The sequence below is a fragment of the Streptomyces sp. NPDC006552 genome (assembly GCF_040611655.1).
GTDB lineage: Bacteria > Actinomycetota > Actinomycetes > Streptomycetales > Streptomycetaceae > Streptomyces.
In genome coordinates, this window is the sequence record NZ_JBEXOS010000054.1 from 38,267 (window position 1) to 56,832 (window position 18,566).

Annotated in this window: 13 protein-coding genes and 1 pseudogene; 8 read left to right on the forward strand and 6 right to left on the reverse strand. The window is 69.9% G+C overall.

Features of this window, described 5'->3' with window-relative positions:
* Positions 1-329 precede the first annotated feature (329 nt).
* Both ABZY33_RS26550 and ABZY33_RS26555 read left to right on the forward strand, forming a co-directional pair.
* Positions 330-1,046 carry an HAD family phosphatase gene (locus tag ABZY33_RS26550; RefSeq protein WP_356494195.1) on the forward strand — a complete coding sequence of 239 codons (717 nt, stop codon included), beginning with the start codon at positions 330-332 and terminating at the stop codon, positions 1,044-1,046.
* Between the two features lie 683 nt (positions 1,047-1,729).
* Positions 1,730-3,772, forward strand: a complete 2,043-nt coding sequence (locus ABZY33_RS26555; RefSeq protein ID WP_356494196.1) for an FG-GAP-like repeat-containing protein — start codon at positions 1,730-1,732, stop codon at positions 3,770-3,772.
* 1,143 nt (positions 3,773-4,915) lie between these two features.
* Here ABZY33_RS26555 and ABZY33_RS26560 read toward each other — a convergent pair.
* Together ABZY33_RS26560 and ABZY33_RS26565 are read right to left on the reverse strand one after the other, a co-directional pair.
* Positions 4,916-6,079, reverse strand: coding sequence for a glycosyltransferase family 4 protein (locus tag ABZY33_RS26560; protein WP_356494197.1), 1,164 nt, complete (start codon positions 6,077-6,079; stop codon positions 4,916-4,918).
* Positions 6,076-7,224 (reverse strand): glycosyltransferase family 87 protein, encoded by a 1,149-nt coding sequence (locus ABZY33_RS26565; RefSeq protein ID WP_356494198.1) that lies wholly within the window; start codon positions 7,222-7,224, stop codon positions 6,076-6,078. The genes ABZY33_RS26560 and ABZY33_RS26565 overlap by 4 nt, the downstream gene beginning before the upstream one ends.
* Before the next feature lie 142 nt (positions 7,225-7,366).
* Between ABZY33_RS26565 and ABZY33_RS26570 the strand changes: the two genes are divergently transcribed.
* The gene (locus tag ABZY33_RS26570) at positions 7,367-8,569 is read left to right on the forward strand and encodes a histidine kinase (protein ID WP_356494199.1); all 1,203 of its coding nucleotides are present in this window, start codon (positions 7,367-7,369) and stop codon (positions 8,567-8,569) included.
* Complete coding sequence (locus ABZY33_RS26575) at positions 8,566-9,258, forward strand: response regulator transcription factor (protein WP_356494200.1); 693 nt, start codon at positions 8,566-8,568, stop codon at positions 9,256-9,258. Before ABZY33_RS26570 ends, ABZY33_RS26575 begins: the two co-directional genes overlap by 4 nt.
* Positions 9,259-9,298: 40 nt before the next feature.
* On the opposite strand, the gene ABZY33_RS26580 is transcribed toward ABZY33_RS26575, so the two are convergent.
* Positions 9,299-9,664, reverse strand: a complete 366-nt coding sequence (locus ABZY33_RS26580) for an STAS domain-containing protein (protein WP_356494201.1) — start codon at positions 9,662-9,664, stop codon at positions 9,299-9,301.
* A complete protein-coding gene (locus tag ABZY33_RS26585; protein ID WP_356494202.1) occupies positions 9,657-10,973 on the reverse strand; it encodes a SpoIIE family protein phosphatase in 1,317 nt (438 codons plus the stop codon). The genes ABZY33_RS26580 and ABZY33_RS26585 overlap by 8 nt, the downstream gene beginning before the upstream one ends.
* Before the next feature lie 212 nt (positions 10,974-11,185).
* On the opposite strand from ABZY33_RS26585, the gene ABZY33_RS26590 reads away from it, so the two are divergent.
* The 4 genes from ABZY33_RS26590 (at position 11,186) to ABZY33_RS26605 (ending at position 17,459) form a co-directional block, all read left to right on the forward strand.
* On the forward strand, positions 11,186-15,346 hold the full coding sequence (locus ABZY33_RS26590) for a SpoIIE family protein phosphatase (RefSeq protein WP_356494203.1): 4,161 nt from the start codon (positions 11,186-11,188) through the stop codon (positions 15,344-15,346).
* Positions 15,346-15,633, forward strand: a complete 288-nt coding sequence (locus tag ABZY33_RS26595) for an STAS domain-containing protein (protein ID WP_356494204.1) — start codon at positions 15,346-15,348, stop codon at positions 15,631-15,633. The genes ABZY33_RS26590 and ABZY33_RS26595 overlap by 1 nt, the downstream gene beginning before the upstream one ends.
* Positions 15,634-15,784: 151 nt before the next feature.
* The gene (locus ABZY33_RS26600) at positions 15,785-16,213 is read left to right on the forward strand and encodes an MEDS domain-containing protein (protein ID WP_356494205.1); all 429 of its coding nucleotides are present in this window, start codon (positions 15,785-15,787) and stop codon (positions 16,211-16,213) included.
* 451 nt (positions 16,214-16,664) lie between these two features.
* Complete coding sequence (locus ABZY33_RS26605; RefSeq protein WP_356494206.1) at positions 16,665-17,459, forward strand: GntR family transcriptional regulator; 795 nt, start codon at positions 16,665-16,667, stop codon at positions 17,457-17,459.
* 540 nt (positions 17,460-17,999) lie between these two features.
* Here the strand turns inward: ABZY33_RS26605 and ABZY33_RS26610 are convergent.
* Positions 18,000-18,287, reverse strand: a complete 288-nt coding sequence (locus ABZY33_RS26610; protein ID WP_356494207.1) for a hypothetical protein — start codon at positions 18,285-18,287, stop codon at positions 18,000-18,002.
* 45 nt (positions 18,288-18,332) lie between these two features.
* Positions 18,333-18,566: pseudogene (locus tag ABZY33_RS26615) on the reverse strand (transposase family protein); the annotation flags it as partial.

The following is an 18,566-nucleotide window of genomic DNA, read 5'->3' on the forward strand; positions in this document are numbered from 1 at the left end:
CACATGAGGATATTCCTCGAACCACGGGGCGGCCCTGACCCTGCTCGACGAGCCGGGCCCGAGGTTCTGACCGAAGCGGCGGAGACCCTCCTCACCGGGAACGCTGCCCGGCAAATGGCCCGTCCGGGCGACCTGCTGCGCCGGCACCGGGGGCTGCGTTGGTGGTCGAGGCACTGGAGTCAGCGGTGTCGAACCATACCGGTCAGCCACCGTCGGACTGACGCGCTCGGCCGTGCGCCCCAGGACGCTCACCGGCCCTCGATGCCCTCGATCGACAACCGCCCAAGGCTGTCCCCCTCTCTCGTACGCCCTGCACCGATGGAGCGCACATGTCCCGCGACACGACCACCCCTCTCACGGCCGCAGCGGCGCTCTTCGACCTCGATGGCACCCTCATCGACTCGGAGCCCCGCAGCCAGGAACTGTGGCGAAGGCTCTTCGCCGCTCATGACCTCGCCATCACGCCTGCGCTGCTCGCCTCGTTGAGCGGGCGGCGCAGTGCGGATGTCATCGCCGAACACCTCCACCGTTTCAGCCCCGGCCTTACCCCGGACGACCTCCGTCGTGACCTGCGCCGACTCGATGAGGAGACCAGCCTGCCCGAGGCGCGGCTGATGCGGGGCGCCCGCACTCTGCTGAACCGGCTCCGAAACGCCGGGATCCCCACCGCTCTGGTCACCTCGGGCGGCCTGAAGTACGCGACCCGCCACCTGGCCCGGCTGGATGTCGCCGACCACTTCGCGACTCTCGTCACAGCGGACGACGTCACCCACGGCAAACCCGACCCCGAGGGCTACCTGCTCGCCTGTAGCCGCCTCGGTGTGGACCCCCGCCAGGCCCTGGTCTTCGAGGACTCGGCGGCAGGCATCCGGGCAGCCAGGGCGAGCGGAGCGGCCTGCATCGCGGTCGGCAACCCTCCACCGGCTACGACGTCGGAGACGCTGGCCGTGGTGCACGACCTGGCCGACACCCCGGAGATCCGGCGCGCGGATGGAAAGGCGTATCAGGATCAGGCGACACCCCGGCGCGGTGAGGCGAGCCCTTAGCAAAAGGCCACGGCGCACGTAGCGCGCCGGCCAGGGCGGCAGCCTCCCCGGGCGTCCGGCCTGCGGGTGACGATCGCCCCGCCATGGCGGGGATGAGCGGTGCGGGCGGAGCGGGTGAAGGCGCCCGGCCGGGGACGGCGCCGGCCGGGGCGACGGCCGGACAGGCGCTCAACAGGAAGGCGGCGACGACGCCCGCGAACACGGGGTGCCGCGCACGCGTCCACCGTGCGCGGGAAACGATCTGACGATGCATGACAGGCAGAGCCTTTCGCGGGGGAGGACCCGAAGGAAGGCCGGTGTGCCCGTCAGAGTGACGCCCCGCCGCGCGGCATGGCATCGGGGAAAACCCTTGTCCGCCACGCCACGCGCGCAGCCGGCCGCGTCCCTGACCGTGCATGGGCTCGTCAGCCGCTGCCCGGACCAAACCACCTTCATCGTGACGCAGGAGCGTTGTGCCGTGGATTTCCAGTGCTGTGGCGCTTCGGCCATGGCTTGATTCGAACGGCCCGATACCGGCTGGCACATGGCGCCGGGGTGATGGTCGAATCGGCGCCGGGTCCGCCTCGTCGAACATGCGTGCATTTCCGGGGTCGTGTGCCCCGCGTGGGGTGGTCGAGGGGAAGCGCAGACGCGTCGTCGGGGTGGCGGAAGCGGCAAGCTGAACAAGGGGGATGAACAGCAGAATGAAGAGACCCACGGGCATGATCTGTGCCGCTGTCGTGTGCGCGCTGCTCGGTCTGCAGGCGGGTACCGGCGGCGCGAGCGCCCAGGTGCGCGGCGAGCCGGTCATGGCCGCCACCGCCGCGGAAGCGGTCACCGAGCTTCCTCAGGTCAGCGGCGTAGCTCCCGAGCACGCGGCAGACGGTGCGGCGCGCGCGGCCACCGTAGGCGCAGGTGCTGAGAGGAGCCCCCGTCACGACTACAACCGTGACGGCCGGAGCGACCTGGTGTCCTGGTACGACTACTCAGAGGGCGAAGACGCCCTGCACACCTTCGCGGCCGGCCCCGACGGCAGCCTGTCCGCGCCCATCAAGGGGTGGGATGCGGCCAAGGGCAACTACTGGGCCGAGCACATGAAGTACGTCACCGGTGACTTCAATGGTGACGGGACAGGTGACGTCGCCGCCTTCTACGGCTACGACGACGGGAAGGTCTCCCTGTTCACCTGGCCGGGCAAGGGCGACGGGACGTTCGGCACCCGCCTCACCTCCTGGACCGTGGACCCCGGCAACTGGACCTTCGACGCCATCACCGCCGAGGCCGGTGACTTCGACGGTGACGGCCGCGACGACATCGCCGCCTGGTACGACTACCGCAACGGTGACGACAAGCTGTTCACCTTCCTCGCCAAGAGCGACGGTGGGTTCGCCAGCCCCTTCTCGTCCTTCGCGCGCACCGCGGCCGACGGGTGGGAGGTCGGACGCATGAAGTTCGCCACCGGCGACTACGACGGCGACGGCCGCGACGACCTGGGGGTGCTGTACGGCTATGCCTCCGGCACCGTGACGCTGATGTCCTTCACAGGCCGGCCCGGTGGCGCATTCGCCGAGCCGGTTCGCGGCTGGGAGTCCGCCACCGGCTGGACGTTCAGCCGGACGACCGTGCACTCCGGGGACTTCGACGGCGACGGTCGTGACTCCCTCGCCGCCTGGTACGACTACGCCGACGGACACGACGCGCTGATCAGCTTCGACTTCGACGCCGCAGGCAAGTTCGGCAACCGCCGCGAGATCCTGAACCGGCCGGCGGGCTGGTACGAACGGTCCCGTATGAAGATCGTCACCGGCGATTACAACGGGGACGGCCGCGACGACCTCGCCACGGTCTACGGCTACACCGACCTCCGCTCGGACACGGTGAAGACCATCACCTTCACCGCCCAGGCGGACGGAACCCTCACCGGCGACCTGCACGGCTGGGAGACCGAAGAGGGCTGGATCTTCGACCGGATGCGTCCGATCGAACGCCATTCGCAAGGACTGCCGGTCTGCCCCACCATCTTCGGACACGGCGGCTACCCCACGGCAGCGAACGGTTATGAGCGGGACCAGATCCGCCAGCCGAACCACCCCGCGGGGCTTGCCCAGCACAAGAGCTGGGGAGCAGGCGGTGTAGAGGCCGACCTGCAGCTCACCCGCGACGGCACCAAGGCCGTGATGTGGCACAACACGTCCACCAGAGGCCTGACAGGACCCTATGCCGCCCACGTGAACACGCTGTGGTGGGCCACCGGAACCGACCAGCTCAAGGGCCGGACCATCGACCGCGGCCCGTACAAGGGCGAGACCGTGTACACCCTCCGGGAATGGCTCGACAGCGCCCGCAGCCAGAACATGGCCGCCTTCATAGAACTCAAGAATGAAGCCGGGCAGTCACTCCTCAACGACGATGCCTCCATCCGCGAGACCGCGTGGAACGAGGTCATCGCCCCCATCAAGGAGCGGATCGCCAATCAGCAGATCATGATCTACACGAAGACCGAAAACGCCACCCTGAAGGCCGAACTCGACAAGCGCATCGAGGCAGCGGGCCTTGGTGTCACGCTCAAGAACCACCCTCGCTGGGTCGATGGGATCGGCTGGGAAGAGCCCGCCCCGGCGGCCTCGGGCAACTATGCGACCTGGCTGAACAGACTGAGCCGTTACGGCCTGCCGACCACCTCGGTGCCGATGGCCACCACCTGGCCGAAGGAGCTGAAATCCTGGCTGAGCGGCAGGTGCATCTGACGCTCGCAACCCAGCACGAGGCGGGCCGGCTCCGCGTGCTCGCTCCGCCCGCCCCTGGAGGGTCCTCCAGGGGCGGGCGGTTCACGGCCAGGGTGCGCCGCGCCGCTGACGCTCAGCCGTGCCCGGGCGCTCCACCTTCCGGACCGAGCCTGGCGTTCATGGTCTTGCCCCGGTGCCTGAGTCGGGGGTGAGGGCCGCGGGTCCGATGCCGTGGGGGAACGTCATGGCTGGCGGCCCTCGGACACAGCCCTGCCCCGTGGTACTGGTGCCCACGCTCATCCTCACTCCCGCGAGTGACCCGCCCCCGGTGGCAGGCCGCTCCATGTCCGTCCACATCCGGTACGAGCGGTCCTGGGGAAGCCCTGTCGCTCTTGCCGCGCCAGATCGAACGGGAGTTTCGACCGGGTGAGCTAGCCTGTGCGCCGTGGACCACGCCGCCGAGCCGCTGAGTTGCCCTGACTGCAGGCGCGTGATGAAGAGCCTGGGCCTTCTCCTGTCTCTCCGCGATGAGGACAGGCAGCGTGTGTGCCGACGCGCCTGGAGGTGCCCGGAGGGTCACACCTGGTGGCACTGGGCGGATCGGCCGGCTGAGCACCTGGATGTCTGCCACTGCCCCCAGCTGTTCGGGTGGCTGCGGCGGCCGGCGCGCATGGGAACAGGGCCTGTTGGTAGCTCGGGGTGGCGAAGCCGACCGAGATCCAGAGACCCTGTCGCCGCAGTTGTACGTGCTCGCGCCGGTGGGGTCCAACTCGGCCGCCCTGTCGTGTGATTGTGCCGCTCACCGGTTCGGGAATGCGGCGGCCGATCACTTCGAGCGCGTTGGACGGGACCCCTCGGACATGAGGGACGCGGAGTGGGCCGTGGTCCGGCCGCCGCTGCCGGTGCCGGGTTGGATGCGGGGACGGCAGGGTGAAGTAGCAGAACACTGCTGACCAGGTGGGGAGATCATGGGGCAGGTATTGCCCCTGACATCCCGTCCGGGTTCTGGGTAGAAGATGACGTTCACGATCTCCCTCGGGTCCCAGGAACCGGGGGCGCCCGTCGCCGAGCGGCGCAACCGCTCCTGCTTCCACGCGGTGATGGCCGGATCGATGGGCACCCAGCGTTCGTCGGACAAGTCGCTCGGGTACGGTTTGCGCTTGTTCATACGGCGGACCCCGCTGAATGGAGCAGCCCTGCCAGGGTGGCGTAGGAGTGGTCCCAGGTCCATTGCGTCTGGACCCAGTGGCGGCCCTTTTCGCCCATTGCGTGGCCGAGTTCGGGGTTGCGAAGGAGTCTGGCCAGACGGTCTGCTGTCGCCGCCACCGAACGCCCGTCGACGACGTGGCCGGTCTCGCCGTCGCGTACCGCGTCGGGGGCGCCGCCCGAGTCGCCGGCCAGGACGGGGAGTCCGGATGCGGCGGCCTCCAGGTAGACGATGCCCAAGCCCTCCACCTCTAGGCCGCGTTTACGGGTGCGGCATGGCATGGCGAACGCGTTGGCGGCGGCGTAGAAGGAGGGGAGGGCGTGGTGGGGATGGCCCCCGGCGAAGACGACCGAGTCCAAGACACCCTCCGACAGCGCCAGTTGGCGCAGTTCGCGGGCGTTCGGGCCGTCACCGACCAGGAGGAGCATCGCGTCCGGAACCACCCTGCGGATCCAGGGCAGAGCCCGGATCAAGGTGTCCTGGCCCTTGCGCGGGACCAGCCGGGCCGCGCACAGGATCACCGGGCGGCGACTCAGGCCGTAGCGGTCGCGCACCGGACCGCCGTCCAGACCGGGACGGAACGCTGTGGTGTCCACGCCGGGGACCAGGCGTGCGGTGCGGGTCCCAGGGGCCAGGGCCGCCTCGATCGGCCGGCGAGTGCTCATACTGAGCCAGGTGAGCGCGTCGGCCTGCGTGCCGATGCGGCGCAGCAGTGTCCGGGCCCCAGGGGTGCGGGCCCACCAGACTTCGTGGCCGTGCGTGGTGGCGACGACGGTGCGGATGTGCGTCGTCCGCCGCAGTCGCCCCGCCATCAGGCCGAGCGGCGCCGCCGCGCCGAACCACACCCGGTCACAGTCGTACTGGCGGGCAACGGATGCGGCGTGCGCGGTGGCCCGTGGGGTGGGCAGGAGCGTACATGCCTGGTGGCGGATCACCGGGTACGGGAAAGACCCGTCGGACGCCGATGATGCCGTGGCTGGATGCGGCGACGAGGTGAAGACGACCACCTCGTCGGGTGGGAAACGGTCGGCCATTTCACGGACGAACGTCTCGATGCCGCCCTGCCGGGGCGGGAAGTCATTGGTGACGATCAACGTGCGCCGGCGGGAGTCGTTCGTCATACGAGGGTCTTCTCCCAGGAAGGTGCGACAGGAATGGCGGGGGAGGTGTCAGGAGTGCCTTCGCGCTGCGGTCTGCTGGCCGCCAGAGCCCCGAGCACCAGCGGATAGATCAGGTAGCCGAAACGGGTCACGGGCATCAGGCTCATCGCCAGGCCCAGGCCGAATGCGAGCCGGGCGGCCGCCGTGCGCGTCCTGCCCGGCGGCCGCACCACCAACGACACCGCGATGAGCAGCACGCTCATCGCAAGGAGCGCGAGCGCGATCATCTTGCCGCCGGGGACGTAGGCGGCAAGCAGATGGCCGGGCAGCGGGCTCGCGGCCGGCGAGGCGGTGTCGGTAAGGCCCAGCGGGAAGGCGATGGTGCTGCGGTAGAAACCCGCTGGGTCGGCCAGGGCGAAGGGCAGCACTGCCGCCGTCGTCGTGGCCAGGGCCAGGCCCGCATACCGCAGCGCGTACCTGTGGCCCCGGCGCACCGCGATCAGTGTCAGCGCCACGGGCAACGCGGGCCACGCCGTCCATTTGAGCGCGGCCGCGACGCCGAGCACCAGGCCCGCCCGGCCCGGTCGCCCCTGCCCGGCGAGCACGACACCCAGGCACATCAGACCGACCACCGGGAGATCGACCCCGCCCACTGCGAGCGGCAGCGCAACCACAGGGCAGGCAAGCAGCCAGGCACGATGCAGGCCGGCCACGGCGAGGGCGGCGACGAAAACGCCGCCCATCCACCAGCGCGCGTCCCCGGGCAGCACACCGAAGAGCGCCATTCCCGGCAGGTAGGGGTTGAAATCGGCGATGCCCGTGGGGTCGGTGACATACGGGCTGCCGGTCGTGAGCAGCAGTTGCCCCGACCGCTCGACGACCGCGATCTCCAACTGCCCGCGCCCGACCGTGACCAATGAGACGAGCGGCACCACAACGGCCCCCGCCACCGCGACCGTCCGCGCGACGGGGCGGGAGCGCACACCGCACGCCAGCATCGCCGCGACCGCGTAACCCGCAGCCGCCGGCGCCCCCCAGGCCCGGTGCGGCCCCAGGTCCGAGACCAGGGCAAGGGCCAGCGCGACAAGCGCGCACCCGGCCCACACCCACCGTTCTTCGCGTACGTACCGGACATGCCGCACGTACCGTTCAAGACGCTTCGTCATGCTCATCGACGGTAGGAATCAGCAGTTCGGAGGGCGTCAACCGGCACTCCGCACCTGGGACTCAACCCCAGGCATGACATCGGACCCCAGACTCAACCCGTGCGGTGACGCGCACTGCCGTGCCACCACGGATCATGGACGCATGCGTCCGTCCCTTCAGCAGCGATTCCGCGCCTGGATCGCCGCACCCGCCTACCCCTGGGTCACCGGCGGGGCCCTGACCATCGGTGCCGTGGCCGAGCTGATCGCCTACCCCGGATCCCTGACCACCGTGATCGGGGTCCTCGTCTCCTCCGCCTCGCTGATGTGGCGACGGTCCTTCCCGCCCGTGGCGGTGGTGACCGTCGCCGCCGGGCTGTTGGGGTTCGCCGGGGACGTCAGCCTGTACATCGCGATCACCGCCAGCGGGCTGATCGGCCTCTACACCCTGGGCCGCTACCGGGTGTGCCACCCGGCGGCGATCGTTGTGGGCGGGGCTCTGGGGGCCGTGTGCGTGAACTTGGTGCACATCAACACCTGGTCGCACATGAACCTGCCGGTGCCGCCGCTGTGGCAGAAGGATTCGCTCAGCCTGTTCGCCGAGTCCTTCCTGCTGACCGTGGTCATCTTCGCGGCCGTGATGATGGGTGACGCGGTGCGCTCCCGCGAGCAGAGCCGCCATGAACGCGACCTGGCCCAGGCGCAGTTGATCGCTATGGAACGGCAGCAGGCCGCCGAGGCCGAGCGGGCCGCCATCGCCCGCGAGCTGCACGACATCGTCTCGCATTCCGTGTCGATGATCGCCGTCCAGGCCGAGAGCGCCACCTACACCGCCCCCGGACTCACCCCCGAGGCCCGTGACGGCTTCCAGCAGATCGCCGGCACCGCCCGCTCCTCGATGACCGAACTCCGCCGCCTCCTCGGTGTCCTGCGCACTCCGCAGGCACAGGGGGACACGAGTCTCACTGCCCCACAGCCGACCCTCGACCATCTCGCCGAACTGATCGAACAGCACCGGGCCGTGGGCGGCGAAGCCGAGCTGGAGATCACGGGGGAACGGGTGTCGCTGCCCGCCGCATGTGAACTGTCCGCCTACCGGATCACCCAGGAGGCACTGACCAACGCCCGCAAGCACGCGCCCGGCGCACGTACCGTGGTGGAGATCGAATACGGCACCGGCCGGCTGCTCACGCTGCGCATCCACGACGACGGCCCCGGCCCTGAGCCCCGGCTGGACTCCGGTGCGGGCCACGGCCTGACGGGGATGCGCGAGCGGGCGGCCCTGGTCGGCGGCCGACTCAGCGCAGGAGCGGGCCCAGGCGGAGGATTCCTGGTGGAGGCCGTGCTTCCCTGGGGGGCCGGATGATCAGCACGGAGAAGGAGTTGAGTGTGATCAGAGCACTGGTCGCCGACGATCAAGCGGTCGTCCGCACCGGCTTCGTCAACCTCCTCAACACGCAAGAGGACATCGAGGTCGTAGGCGAAGCCGAGGACGGGGCACAGGCCATCCGCATCGCTGCCATGACCCGGCCCGATCTCGCACTCCTCGACATCCGAATGCCCCACAAGAACGGCATCGACGCAGCCCGCGAGATCCTGGCCGCGTCCGACGGCGCGACGAAAGTCCTGATGCTGACGACCTTCGGTCTCGACGAGTACGTGTACGACGCCCTCGCAGCCGGGGCGGGCGGCTTCCTCCTCAAAGACGCCACCTTCCCCGAACTGCTGCACGCGGTGCGGGTGGTGGCCGCCGGGAACGCACTGCTCTCGCCCGAGATCACCAAGCGGGTGATCGGCGAGTTCGTGCACGCTCGGGCATCACGGCTGCCGGCCCACTCCGTCGGAGAGCTGACCGCGCGTGAGGCAGAGGTACTCACCTTGATCGCCCGGGGACTGTCCAACGCAGAGATCGCGCGTCGACTCACCATCACGGATCACACCGTGAAGACCCACATCAACCGGCTGTTCGCGAAACTGGAGCTGCGGGACCGAGCACAAGCCGTGATTGCGGCCTACGAATTGGGCCTGGTACGGGCGAGAGACAACGCCGGCTGAGCGCGTCTGTCCATGACGGATGTGATCCGGCACCCTCGCCCTACTCTTTGGTTGTGTACAGGCTACGAACGGCGTCGTCCGCGGTGGGCTGGAAGGTGAAGATCTGATCGAGGCCGACGATGCGCAGGACGTGCCTCAGATCCTTGTTCAGCCCGGCGAGAACCAGAGGCGAACGGGCTTGCTCCGCACGGTTGTGTGCCGTGATGAGCACGGTGATTCCGGTGGAGTCGCAGTACGTCAGACCGGTCATGTCGATGACGACGGGAGTGTCGGGGGCGAAGGAGATCTCCTGGACGACCTGGGTGAGTTCCGAGGCGGTGTGATGGTCCAGCTCACCGGTCACCGTAACGATGACAGCTCCTGAAGCGTGTTGGTGATGGTCGGTGGTCAGGGTGCGGTCAGTCACCTTTTCTCCTGTGCTGGAGGGACGCTGGTGCGGGGGACGGGGCGGACAGGGCGAGCAGTGCGATGTCGTCGCTGACTCCTGTGCCCAGGTCGGTGAAGAGCGTGTGCACGGTCGCCAACAGGCCGTCGGCGGTCCGGAGGGAGTGTGCGGACAGGTGGCGCGTCAGTCCGTCCTCGCCGAGCCTGCTGCCGTCGGCGGTCCGGGCCTCGGTGAGGCCGTCGGTGTACAGCAGCAGGGCCTCACCTGGGGCGAGGCGGGTGGTGGTCTGGACGAAGCGGGGCCTGGGCAGGAGCCCGATGAGCTGGCCGCCCGAGGTGCTCAGAGGCTCCACCGGACCGTCGGCGCGAAGGACGAGGGCCGGGGGATGGCCTCCGCTGGCGAGCGTGACGGAGAAGGTTCCGTCCGCGGCGCCGTCGAGGACACCGAAGACGGCGGTGCAGAACCGTGGACTGTCACCCTGGTACTCGCCCTTGAGGACGGCGTCGAGGTTGGCCAGGGCCGCGCACGGGTCGGGATCGTAGATGGCGGCGGCGCGCAGGGTGTAGCGGGTCAGGGAGGTCAGGGCCGCGGCGTCGGCGCCCTTGCCGCACACGTCGCCGAGGAAGAACGCCCAGCGACCGTCGTCGAGGGGGAACAGATCGTAGAAGTCGCCACCGACCTCGTCCGCGGAGGCGGTGTGGTAGGCGGCTGCCGTGCGGAGACCGGGGACCGTGGGCAGCACGGGAGGCAGCAGGGTGCGGGCCAGACGTTCGGCCTCGGTGCGCCGTTGGCGTTCGGCGGTGACGGTCTGCTGGGCGGAGCGGCGCATCTCCAGTTCGTTCATGACGAGCGCCGCCAGATCCTGCAGGGTCTCGAGCTGCTCCTGCGTCGGAATGCGGGGGCGGACGTCGAAGACGTCGACGGTGCCCAGGCGCTGCCCGTCGGGGGCGGTGATGGCCGCGGCGGCGCAGAAACGTGCGCCCAGTTCACGGACGAACGTGTGTGCGGCGGTGGGCGGATCGGTGAGGGCGTCGCTGACGACGTGAACTCCGCCGTGCGTGACGGCCGCGGTCCATGGATTCGGCTCACAACGCATCCGGTCCGCTGCGAAACCGTAAGCCGCTACGGTCCAGGCGCGGCTGCCGTCGGCCATCGTCACGCAGGCCATCGGAGCATCGAAGATCCGGGCGGCCAGTGACGCGATGCGATCGAGGCCACCGTCAAAGGCGATGTCGTCCATACGGTAGCGCCGTACCGCCCCTGCCTGGCGGTGCTCGTCGGTGTCTCCGTAGACCGCGCCGTGCGGAGCGGATTGCTGGATCGCCGACATGGTCTCTTCCCGCCCGGTACGTGAGGTGTCCGACCGCCGCCGTCCGCGGTCGGTCTATCCTACGGAACGCGTCGGCGTATTTCCCCGGACGGGCGCAGAGACGGTCACCACACTGTCCCGTCCAGGGGCGCACTCGTGCGCGGCGGCACGGTTGGGCAGCCCACAGGCGGCTCGTCCACGGGCGGGGCTGGGGCGAACGAAGGAGATGTGCAGTGACGCATGCGAACGACGGCGAGCTCACCGTGCCGTCGGGGACCGGCGCCGGCGTGTTCGCTGTGGAGACGAAGGTCGGCGCGGACCTGGCCCGCGTGGACTGGGCGGCGACCCCCCTGCGAGGGCCGGAGCACTGGCCGCAGAGCCTGCGGACCGCCGTCAGCATCCTGTTGTCGTCGAAGTTCGCGATGTGGATGGCCTGGGGTCCGCAGCTGACGTTCTTCTGCAACGACGCCTACCGCCGTGACACCCTGGGTCAGAAGTACCCGTGGGCGCTGGGACGCCCGTCCAGCGAGGTGTGGGCGGAGATCTGGGACGACATCGGTCCCCGCATCGACGGGGTGCTGAACACCGCGGAGGCGACGTGGGACGAAGCGCTGCTGCTCTTCGTGGAACGCTCCGGTTACACGGAGGAGAGCTACCACACCTTCTCCTACAGCCCGCTCCATGATGACGACGGAGCAGTGGTCGGCATGCTGTGCGTGGTCAGTGAGGACACCGAGCGCGTCATCGGCGAGCGCCGGATGGCCACTCTGCGCGACCTCGGCTCCGATCCGAGCGTGGTCCGTACCGAGCAGGAGATGCTCGATTTCGCCGGCGCGCAGCTCGCCCGCAACCTGCACGACCTGCCGTTCACCATGACGTACCTGTTTCAGGACGACGGCAGCGCCCGTCTCTCCGCGACGAGCGGTATCCCGGACGGCCACCCGGCCGCGCAGGCACTCCTCCCGGCCGGAGCGGACACGACATGGCCGGCCGCGGCCGCGGCGCGGGGTGAGAGCGTGGAGACCTCGCTGGAGGAGTTCCCGTTCGGGGAGTTGCCCTCCGGTGCGTGGGACGACCCGCCGGTCAAGGCGCTCGTGGTGCCGCTGCTGCAGCAGGGCGGTGACCCGTACGGGTTCATGGTGGCGGGCGTCAACCGCTACCGGGCACTCGACGAGGACTACCGCGGCTTCGTGCAGCTGGTCGCAGGGCACGTCGCCGCCGGGATCGCCAGCGCCCGCAGCTACCAGGCTCAGCAGCGCCGGGCCGAGGAACTCGCGGAGCTGGACCGGGCGAAGACGACGTTCTTCTCCAACATCAGCCACGAGTTCCGCACCCCTCTCACCCTGATCATGGGGCCGTTGCAAGAGCTCCAGGGCGAACTCGCCGAAGTGGCGCCGCAGTTGCGTGAAGAGGTGGAGGTCATCCACCGCAACGGCCTGCGGTTGGGCAAACTCGTCAACACCCTGCTGGACTTCTCCCGCATCGAGGCGGGCCGGATGCAGGCGAGCTACGAGCCGGTCGACCTGGCCACGGTCACCGCCGAACTGGCCAGCGTGTTCCGATCCGCCATCGACAGGGCCGGACTGCACTTCGACGTCGACTGCGCACCGCTGCCCGAGCCCGTCCACATCGACCGGGGCATGTGGGAGAAGATCGTCCTCAACCTCCTCAGCAATGCCCTGAAGTTCACCTTCGACGGCTCGATCCGCGTCAGTGTGCGGGCCGAAGGCGCCGAGGCGGTGGTGAACGTCCACGACACCGGCATCGGCGTGGCCGCCGGGGAGATGCCGCGGCTGTTCGAGCGGTTCCACCGCATCGAGAACGCCCGCTCCCGCTCCAACGAAGGCAGCGGCATCGGCCTGGCCCTCGTCAAGGAACTGGTCACCCTGCACGGCGGCACCATCACCGCCGACAGCACCGAGAACCGAGGCACCTGTTTCACCATCCGGCTGCCTTTCGGCGCCGCCCACCTGCCTGACGACGCCGTCCGGACCGACGAGGGCACGGATGTGGCACTCCTCGCCGCCGACCCGTTCGTGCAGGAAGCCCTGCGCTGGCTGCCGGACAGGCAGAGCGCCGCGACACCGCGCGAGGACCCCGCTGCCGCACCGCCGGCCACCGCCACGCAGACGGTCTGCCTCGGCCGGGTCCTGGTCGCCGACGACAACGCCGACATGCGCGAGTACCTGAGCCGCCTGCTGCGCGGCGCCGGCTACGAGGTCCACACCGTGGACGACGGCCGCCAGGCTCTCGACACGATCCGGGACGACGCCCCCGACCTGGTCGTCAGCGACGTCATGATGCCGCACCTGGACGGCCTCGCCCTCGTCGGTCTCCTGCGCAACGATCCGCGCACCGCATCCGTGCCGGTCCTGCTGCTGTCCGCACGGGCCGGTCAGGAGGCGTCGATCGAGGGGCTGCAGGCCGGTGCCGACGACTACCTCGTCAAGCCGTTCGCGGCCGCCGAGTTCCTCGCCCGGGTCCGCGCCAACGTCGAGCTGGCCCGCCTGCGCAACCACCACGCCCGATGGCGCACCGCGCTGGTCGACTCCCTCCAGGAGGGTTTCTTCGTCTGCGACGAGGAAGGCGCCGTCATCGAGATCAACGCCGCCTTCACCACCATCCTCGGCTATGACACCGACCAACTCCCTTACCAGCCGATCCACCCCTGGTGGCCCGACGCCACCACGGATCCCGAGGCCCACCGCCAGGTCGCCGACGCCTTCTCGACACTGCTCGACCAGAGCCGCGGCAGCTACACCATTCCCGTCACCCATCGCGACGGGCACCGCCTGTGGGTCACCGCCACGTTCAACCAGGTCCAGGACCCCGACACCGGACGCTCCGTCGTCGTCGGCACCTTCCGCGACGTGAGCGCCGAGCACTACGCCATCCAGCGCGAGAGCGCCCTGGCCGCTCTGAGCACGTCCCTCTCCACGGCCACGTGTCTCTCCGACGCGGTGACCGGCGCCCTGGACGAGCTCAGGAACCTGTGGCGAGCCCAGCGCGTCACGGCAGCCGTCTTCGACCGCGGGGACGAACCCACCCTCACCTCCACCGATCCCGCCCTCACCTGGCAGCAACTGTCCGGCGAACGCCGCCGCGCCCTCGCCGAACTGCGCCGGCAGACGCCGCTCACCCTCACCCTCGACCAGGGCGGAGCGGGCATCCTCCTCGAATACCCCGACGGCCCGCTCGCCCTGTGGATCGACCTCGGTGAGAACCGCCCCTTCACCAGCGAGGACGAACTCCTGCTCTCCTTGCTGGCCGGGCACCTCGCCCAGGGACTCGCCCGCGCCCACCAGATCGATCAGCAGCGCGAGACGGCCATCGCCCTGCAACGCGCCATTCTCGGCCCCTCCCACCTGCCCGCCGGCTTCGCCGTCCGCTACGAACCCGCCACCCAGCCCCTGGAGGTCGGTGGCGACTGGTACGACACCGTCACGCTCCCCGACAGCCGCATCGGCATCGTCGTCGGGGACTGCGTCGGCCGCGGCCTGGAGGCCGCCAGCGTCATGGGACAGCTGCGCAGCGCCTGCCGCGCCCTGCTGCTCCAGGACGCCAGCCCGGCCCAGACCCTCAGGGCTCTCGACCAGTTCGCCGCCGGCGTTCCGGGCGCCATGTGCACCACCGTCTTCTGCGCCGTCCTGAACTCCGAAACGGGACAGCTCACTTACTCCAGCGCCGGCCACCCGCCGGGCATCCTTGTCCACCCCGATGGCGCCAGGCAGCTCCTGGAGGACGGGCGCTCCCTGCCCCTTGCCGTCCGGCCCGGCAACCCACGCCCCGAAGCGACCTGCATCCTCCCGGCCCGTTCGACCCTGCTCCTGTACACCGACGGACTTGTCGAACGCCGCCGCCGTCCGCTCAGCGCCGGCATCGACCAGGCCGGCGAAGCTCTTCAGGACGGCCGCAACACCGCGGTCGACGAGCTCGCCACCGATGTCATGTCCCGCCTGGCCCCCGCCGACGGCTACGACGACGACGTCGCCCTCCTGCTCTACCGGCACCCGGCACCGCTGGAGATGTCCTTCCCCGCCGAATCCGCCCAGCTCGCCCCCGTCCGCAAGGCGCTGCGCGGCTGGCTCGACCAGTGCGACCTGCCCCCGCGCACCGTGCAGAACATCCTGGTCGCGGCAGGCGAGGCCTGCGCCAACGCCATCGAGCACGGACACCGTGACGCCCCCGGTGACACCGTCTACTTCCGCGCTGAGGCGTACGTCGACAACCTCCACCTCACCATCGCCGACACCGGCCGCTGGCAGACCCCTCAACCCGAACGCAACGCCCACCGCGGCCGCGGGATGGGACTGATGCGTGCCCTGATGCATCACGTCACCGTCACCCCCGGACCAGCCGGCACCACCGTCGACATGCACACGAGGATCGCCTGATGACCACGCCCCTGACCCTCACCCACAGCAGACGATCCGACGGAGCCGTCGTGCTGACCGCGGTCGGCGAGATCGACATGAGCAACACCGCCGACCTGGCCGCGGCGCTGGAGCGCATCCCCGGCCGTCTCGTCCTCGACCTCGGCGCTGTCGAGTACCTCGACAGCGCCGGTCTCAGCGTGCTCTTCCCGCACGCCGAGCGCCTCGAACTCATCAGCAACCCGCTGCTGGACCCGGTCCTGGACATCTCCGGCCTGACCGAACTCACGGCGCGTGACGGCTCGTGAGCTGAACCACCCACCGATCCGACGGACCGGCGGACCCCCTGTGAACCGGTCACGTCGACCACCAAGTTCAGACAAAACGGCCCAGGGGGCCGCGCTTCAGCGGTCCTACGATCGACTGCCGGGGGGCGGTGCAGGGCGTGTGGTCGAGGTGATGGAACAGACCGTCAGGGAGCGCCGGGTCCACGACATGGACCAGGGTGACCACCCGTATTTGGCGTTCGCGGACGACGACGAGCAGCGCCGGGTGGTGACGTCCATCTGCTTGCGAGGGCTCGATCGCGGCGAACGAGTGGTCTACTTCGCCGACCAGTGCGCTCCCGAACAGGTGCTGACATGGCTGCGTGCGGCGGGCACCGACCCCGCCACCGCGCTGGACAGCGGCCGGCTCCAGGTCACCACGGCCGCCGACAGCTACCTCGCGGCCGGCCCCTTCGACCCCGACGCCATGGTCGCCGTGCGTCAGCGATCTGCCAGTACGAGGCCCGCCGGTTCGACGCGGCCGCCCTGCACTCCGTCAGCCAGGACCACCCCGGCGTCGTCGAAGCCCTGCCCCTGCACCACAGCTCGACACTGCGGCTGATACCGGCCTTCCGCCACGGCCGACGGGTGCTACGCGTGGTGGGCGACGTGGACTACCGCACCGCGAAAGCGTTCATTTCCGCGCTTCATACCGCGGAAGGATGGCCGGGGGCATCACGGTCGACGCGAGCGCTCTGCAGTTCCTCGACCTGGCCGGCATGCGTGCGCTGGTTCGCACCGTGTCGGGGCTGAGAGATCAAGCCTGACCTTTCGGAGGGCGCGGAGCGGCCGACTGACCCCGTGGGCGGACGAGGACAGAACAGACCCGCAGCAGCTGTGCTGGACGGGAGTTCGGCTCGCGGCCACCAGCGGGTGCAAGGCGTGCAACTGGGTATTTCGCCCGGCGTCGCCAGTGAAATCTCGGACTTCTGGCCTGGCGTGCGATTTTGGTGTAGACCTTTGACCGGTCACCGAAATAGCATCACGTGTAGCTGATGGTGAGGGAGAGTCTGGTGGAGTCAACTCGGAAGGCGCGCCCCGCGTACCAGCGGATCGCGTCCGTTCTCGCGGACGACATACGGGAGGGCCGGGTGGAACCGGGACAGCGCCTGCCGTCGGAGCGGCTGCTGACGGAGCGGTTCGGCGCGGCGCGCACCACTGTGCGCGCCGCACTCGAACTGCTCCGTCAGCAGGGGCTCGTGGTCACAGGCAAGCGCGGCACCTACGCCACAACTGACCGGCCGGGCTCGCCCTACACGCTCACCGCCGCGCTGCCGAGCCCGTTTCTGGAGCCGGCGGGCCGCGAGCCGCTGAGCGGGGACCTGTTCCTTGCCGCCGTACCGCCCACGCTGGCGGACCACCTGCACCTGCCGCCGGGCCGGCCCACGCTCCACTACCGGCACCACACCGACGACCCGCTCACCCGGTGGCGTCGGCGCGCGGTCACCTACTTCACCCAGGAAGCCCTCCTCCACGTCCCCCAGCTGACGGCGTACCTGACGCGACTGCCCGTCGTCGACCCCGACCTGGCCGCGTTCCCCGCGTGGTGCCGGCAGGCCGGCCTCGAAGGTTCGCTGAGCGAGACGGTGACGATCAGCCCCGCCCCGCCGCACCTGCGGACCAGAGCTCCGCAGCTCGCCGTGCGCCGCTGGTATCACGACCAGTGGGAACGGCTGCTGTGCTTGACGGATCTGACGCTTCCTCTGGCTCGTACCGAGACCACCCTGCTGTACAGCGGCGCGGCCCGGAACCTCAGCGTGTGGCCCGGCCGATACCCACGGCCGAACCGTCCGGCCGAGATGTCATGACGGCGTGCGGCGAAGACCCTGCCCTGGGTCAGAGGGTGATGAAGGGCGAGTGCTCGATGAGTAGGAGCTTGCGCAGAGACGTAGGGATACGCGACAGGACACTGCGACGCCGCGGTGCGGGTGCAGACATGACTCCTTCAGCAGACGGGTAAGGTCGGCCGGACGAAGAGCGCCTGTGCGCTTCCTTCAACCCGCCGGTGGGCAAGTCCAGTTGCACCCGTCACAGGCGAGTACTGCGCGACGCGGGCCTGGTGTACCAACGCGACGCCGGGAACGGCCTGTTCATGCGCCTCCGCAACGAGGGCTTGGACCGCCGGTTCCCGGGCCTGATCCAGGCCGTGATCACCGCGGGCTGACCCACGCAATCTCGTCAACCCGCCGCAAGGCGACTCAGTTCGCCCGCCTACCCGGTGGTGTGGACCAGTGGTTGCGGAGGGGCTCGATCTCCTTGCGGGCTATGCGAGCGCCGGCCCGTGAGGGCCCAACGACCCGCCCCCTGCCTGGCCGGGGATGCCGTCGTTGCCGGGACGGTACCGCTCCCTACGGGGTTACCGCGGCGTCCGGTGGGCGGGACTGTGCCGGGGCGGGGTGCGCCGCACGCAGGGCGCTTTGGTGGGGCAACCGGCCGAGCACCTGTCGGCGGTCGGTGTCCAGGAGCGGCAGCCCGGTGCCTGGCGCCGACCCCAGCGCATGCAGAGCTGTGCCCAGCGGCATCTCCGCAGTGACCGTGTGCGACACCTCGACAAGGTCGCCGTCGACCATGGCGGGCGCCCCCGCGACGTCGTCGATGCTGTCGGCGAGGGCCTCAACGACAGCTATGGCCGTCACGGTGCCTCGGTAGCGGCCGTCCCGGTCGGCCACAGGCAGCACTCCGTTCGTCGAGAACCAGTAGTTGCGGGACGAGGCACCGACCTGCGGTCACGGACCGGAATGAGGGTGCCGTCTAAGATCCACAGCCGTTCGGTGTCCGTCACCGGCCGCGGAGCCCGCTCGAGCGCCAGCAGCGGACCGAGCCGCTGGATGACCCGGCACACCGTCGCCGGCGAGATGCCGAACAGCGGCGCGAGCTGCCGCATCGTGAGGTTCGTGCGGTAGTACACGGCCACC

Excerpts from the sequence above, each read along its gene's own strand:
- ABZY33_RS26550 (WP_356494195.1), top strand. The coding sequence starts at position 330 with ATGTCCCGCGACACGACCACCCCTCTCACGGCCGCAGCGGCGCTCTTC.
- ABZY33_RS26555 (WP_356494196.1), top strand. The coding sequence starts at position 1,730 with ATGAAGAGACCCACGGGCATGATCTGTGCCGCTGTCGTGTGCGCGCTG.
- ABZY33_RS26560 (WP_356494197.1), bottom strand. The coding sequence starts at position 6,079 with ATGACGAACGACTCCCGCCGGCGCACGTTGATCGTCACCAATGACTTC.
- ABZY33_RS26565 (WP_356494198.1), bottom strand. The coding sequence starts at position 7,224 with ATGACGAAGCGTCTTGAACGGTACGTGCGGCATGTCCGGTACGTACGC.
- ABZY33_RS26570 (WP_356494199.1), top strand. The coding sequence starts at position 7,367 with ATGCGTCCGTCCCTTCAGCAGCGATTCCGCGCCTGGATCGCCGCACCC.
- ABZY33_RS26575 (WP_356494200.1), top strand. The coding sequence starts at position 8,566 with ATGATCAGCACGGAGAAGGAGTTGAGTGTGATCAGAGCACTGGTCGCC.
- ABZY33_RS26585 (WP_356494202.1), bottom strand. The coding sequence starts at position 10,973 with ATGTCGGCGATCCAGCAATCCGCTCCGCACGGCGCGGTCTACGGAGAC.
- ABZY33_RS26595 (WP_356494204.1), top strand. The coding sequence starts at position 15,346 with ATGACCACGCCCCTGACCCTCACCCACAGCAGACGATCCGACGGAGCC.
- ABZY33_RS26600 (WP_356494205.1), top strand. The coding sequence starts at position 15,785 with ATGGAACAGACCGTCAGGGAGCGCCGGGTCCACGACATGGACCAGGGT.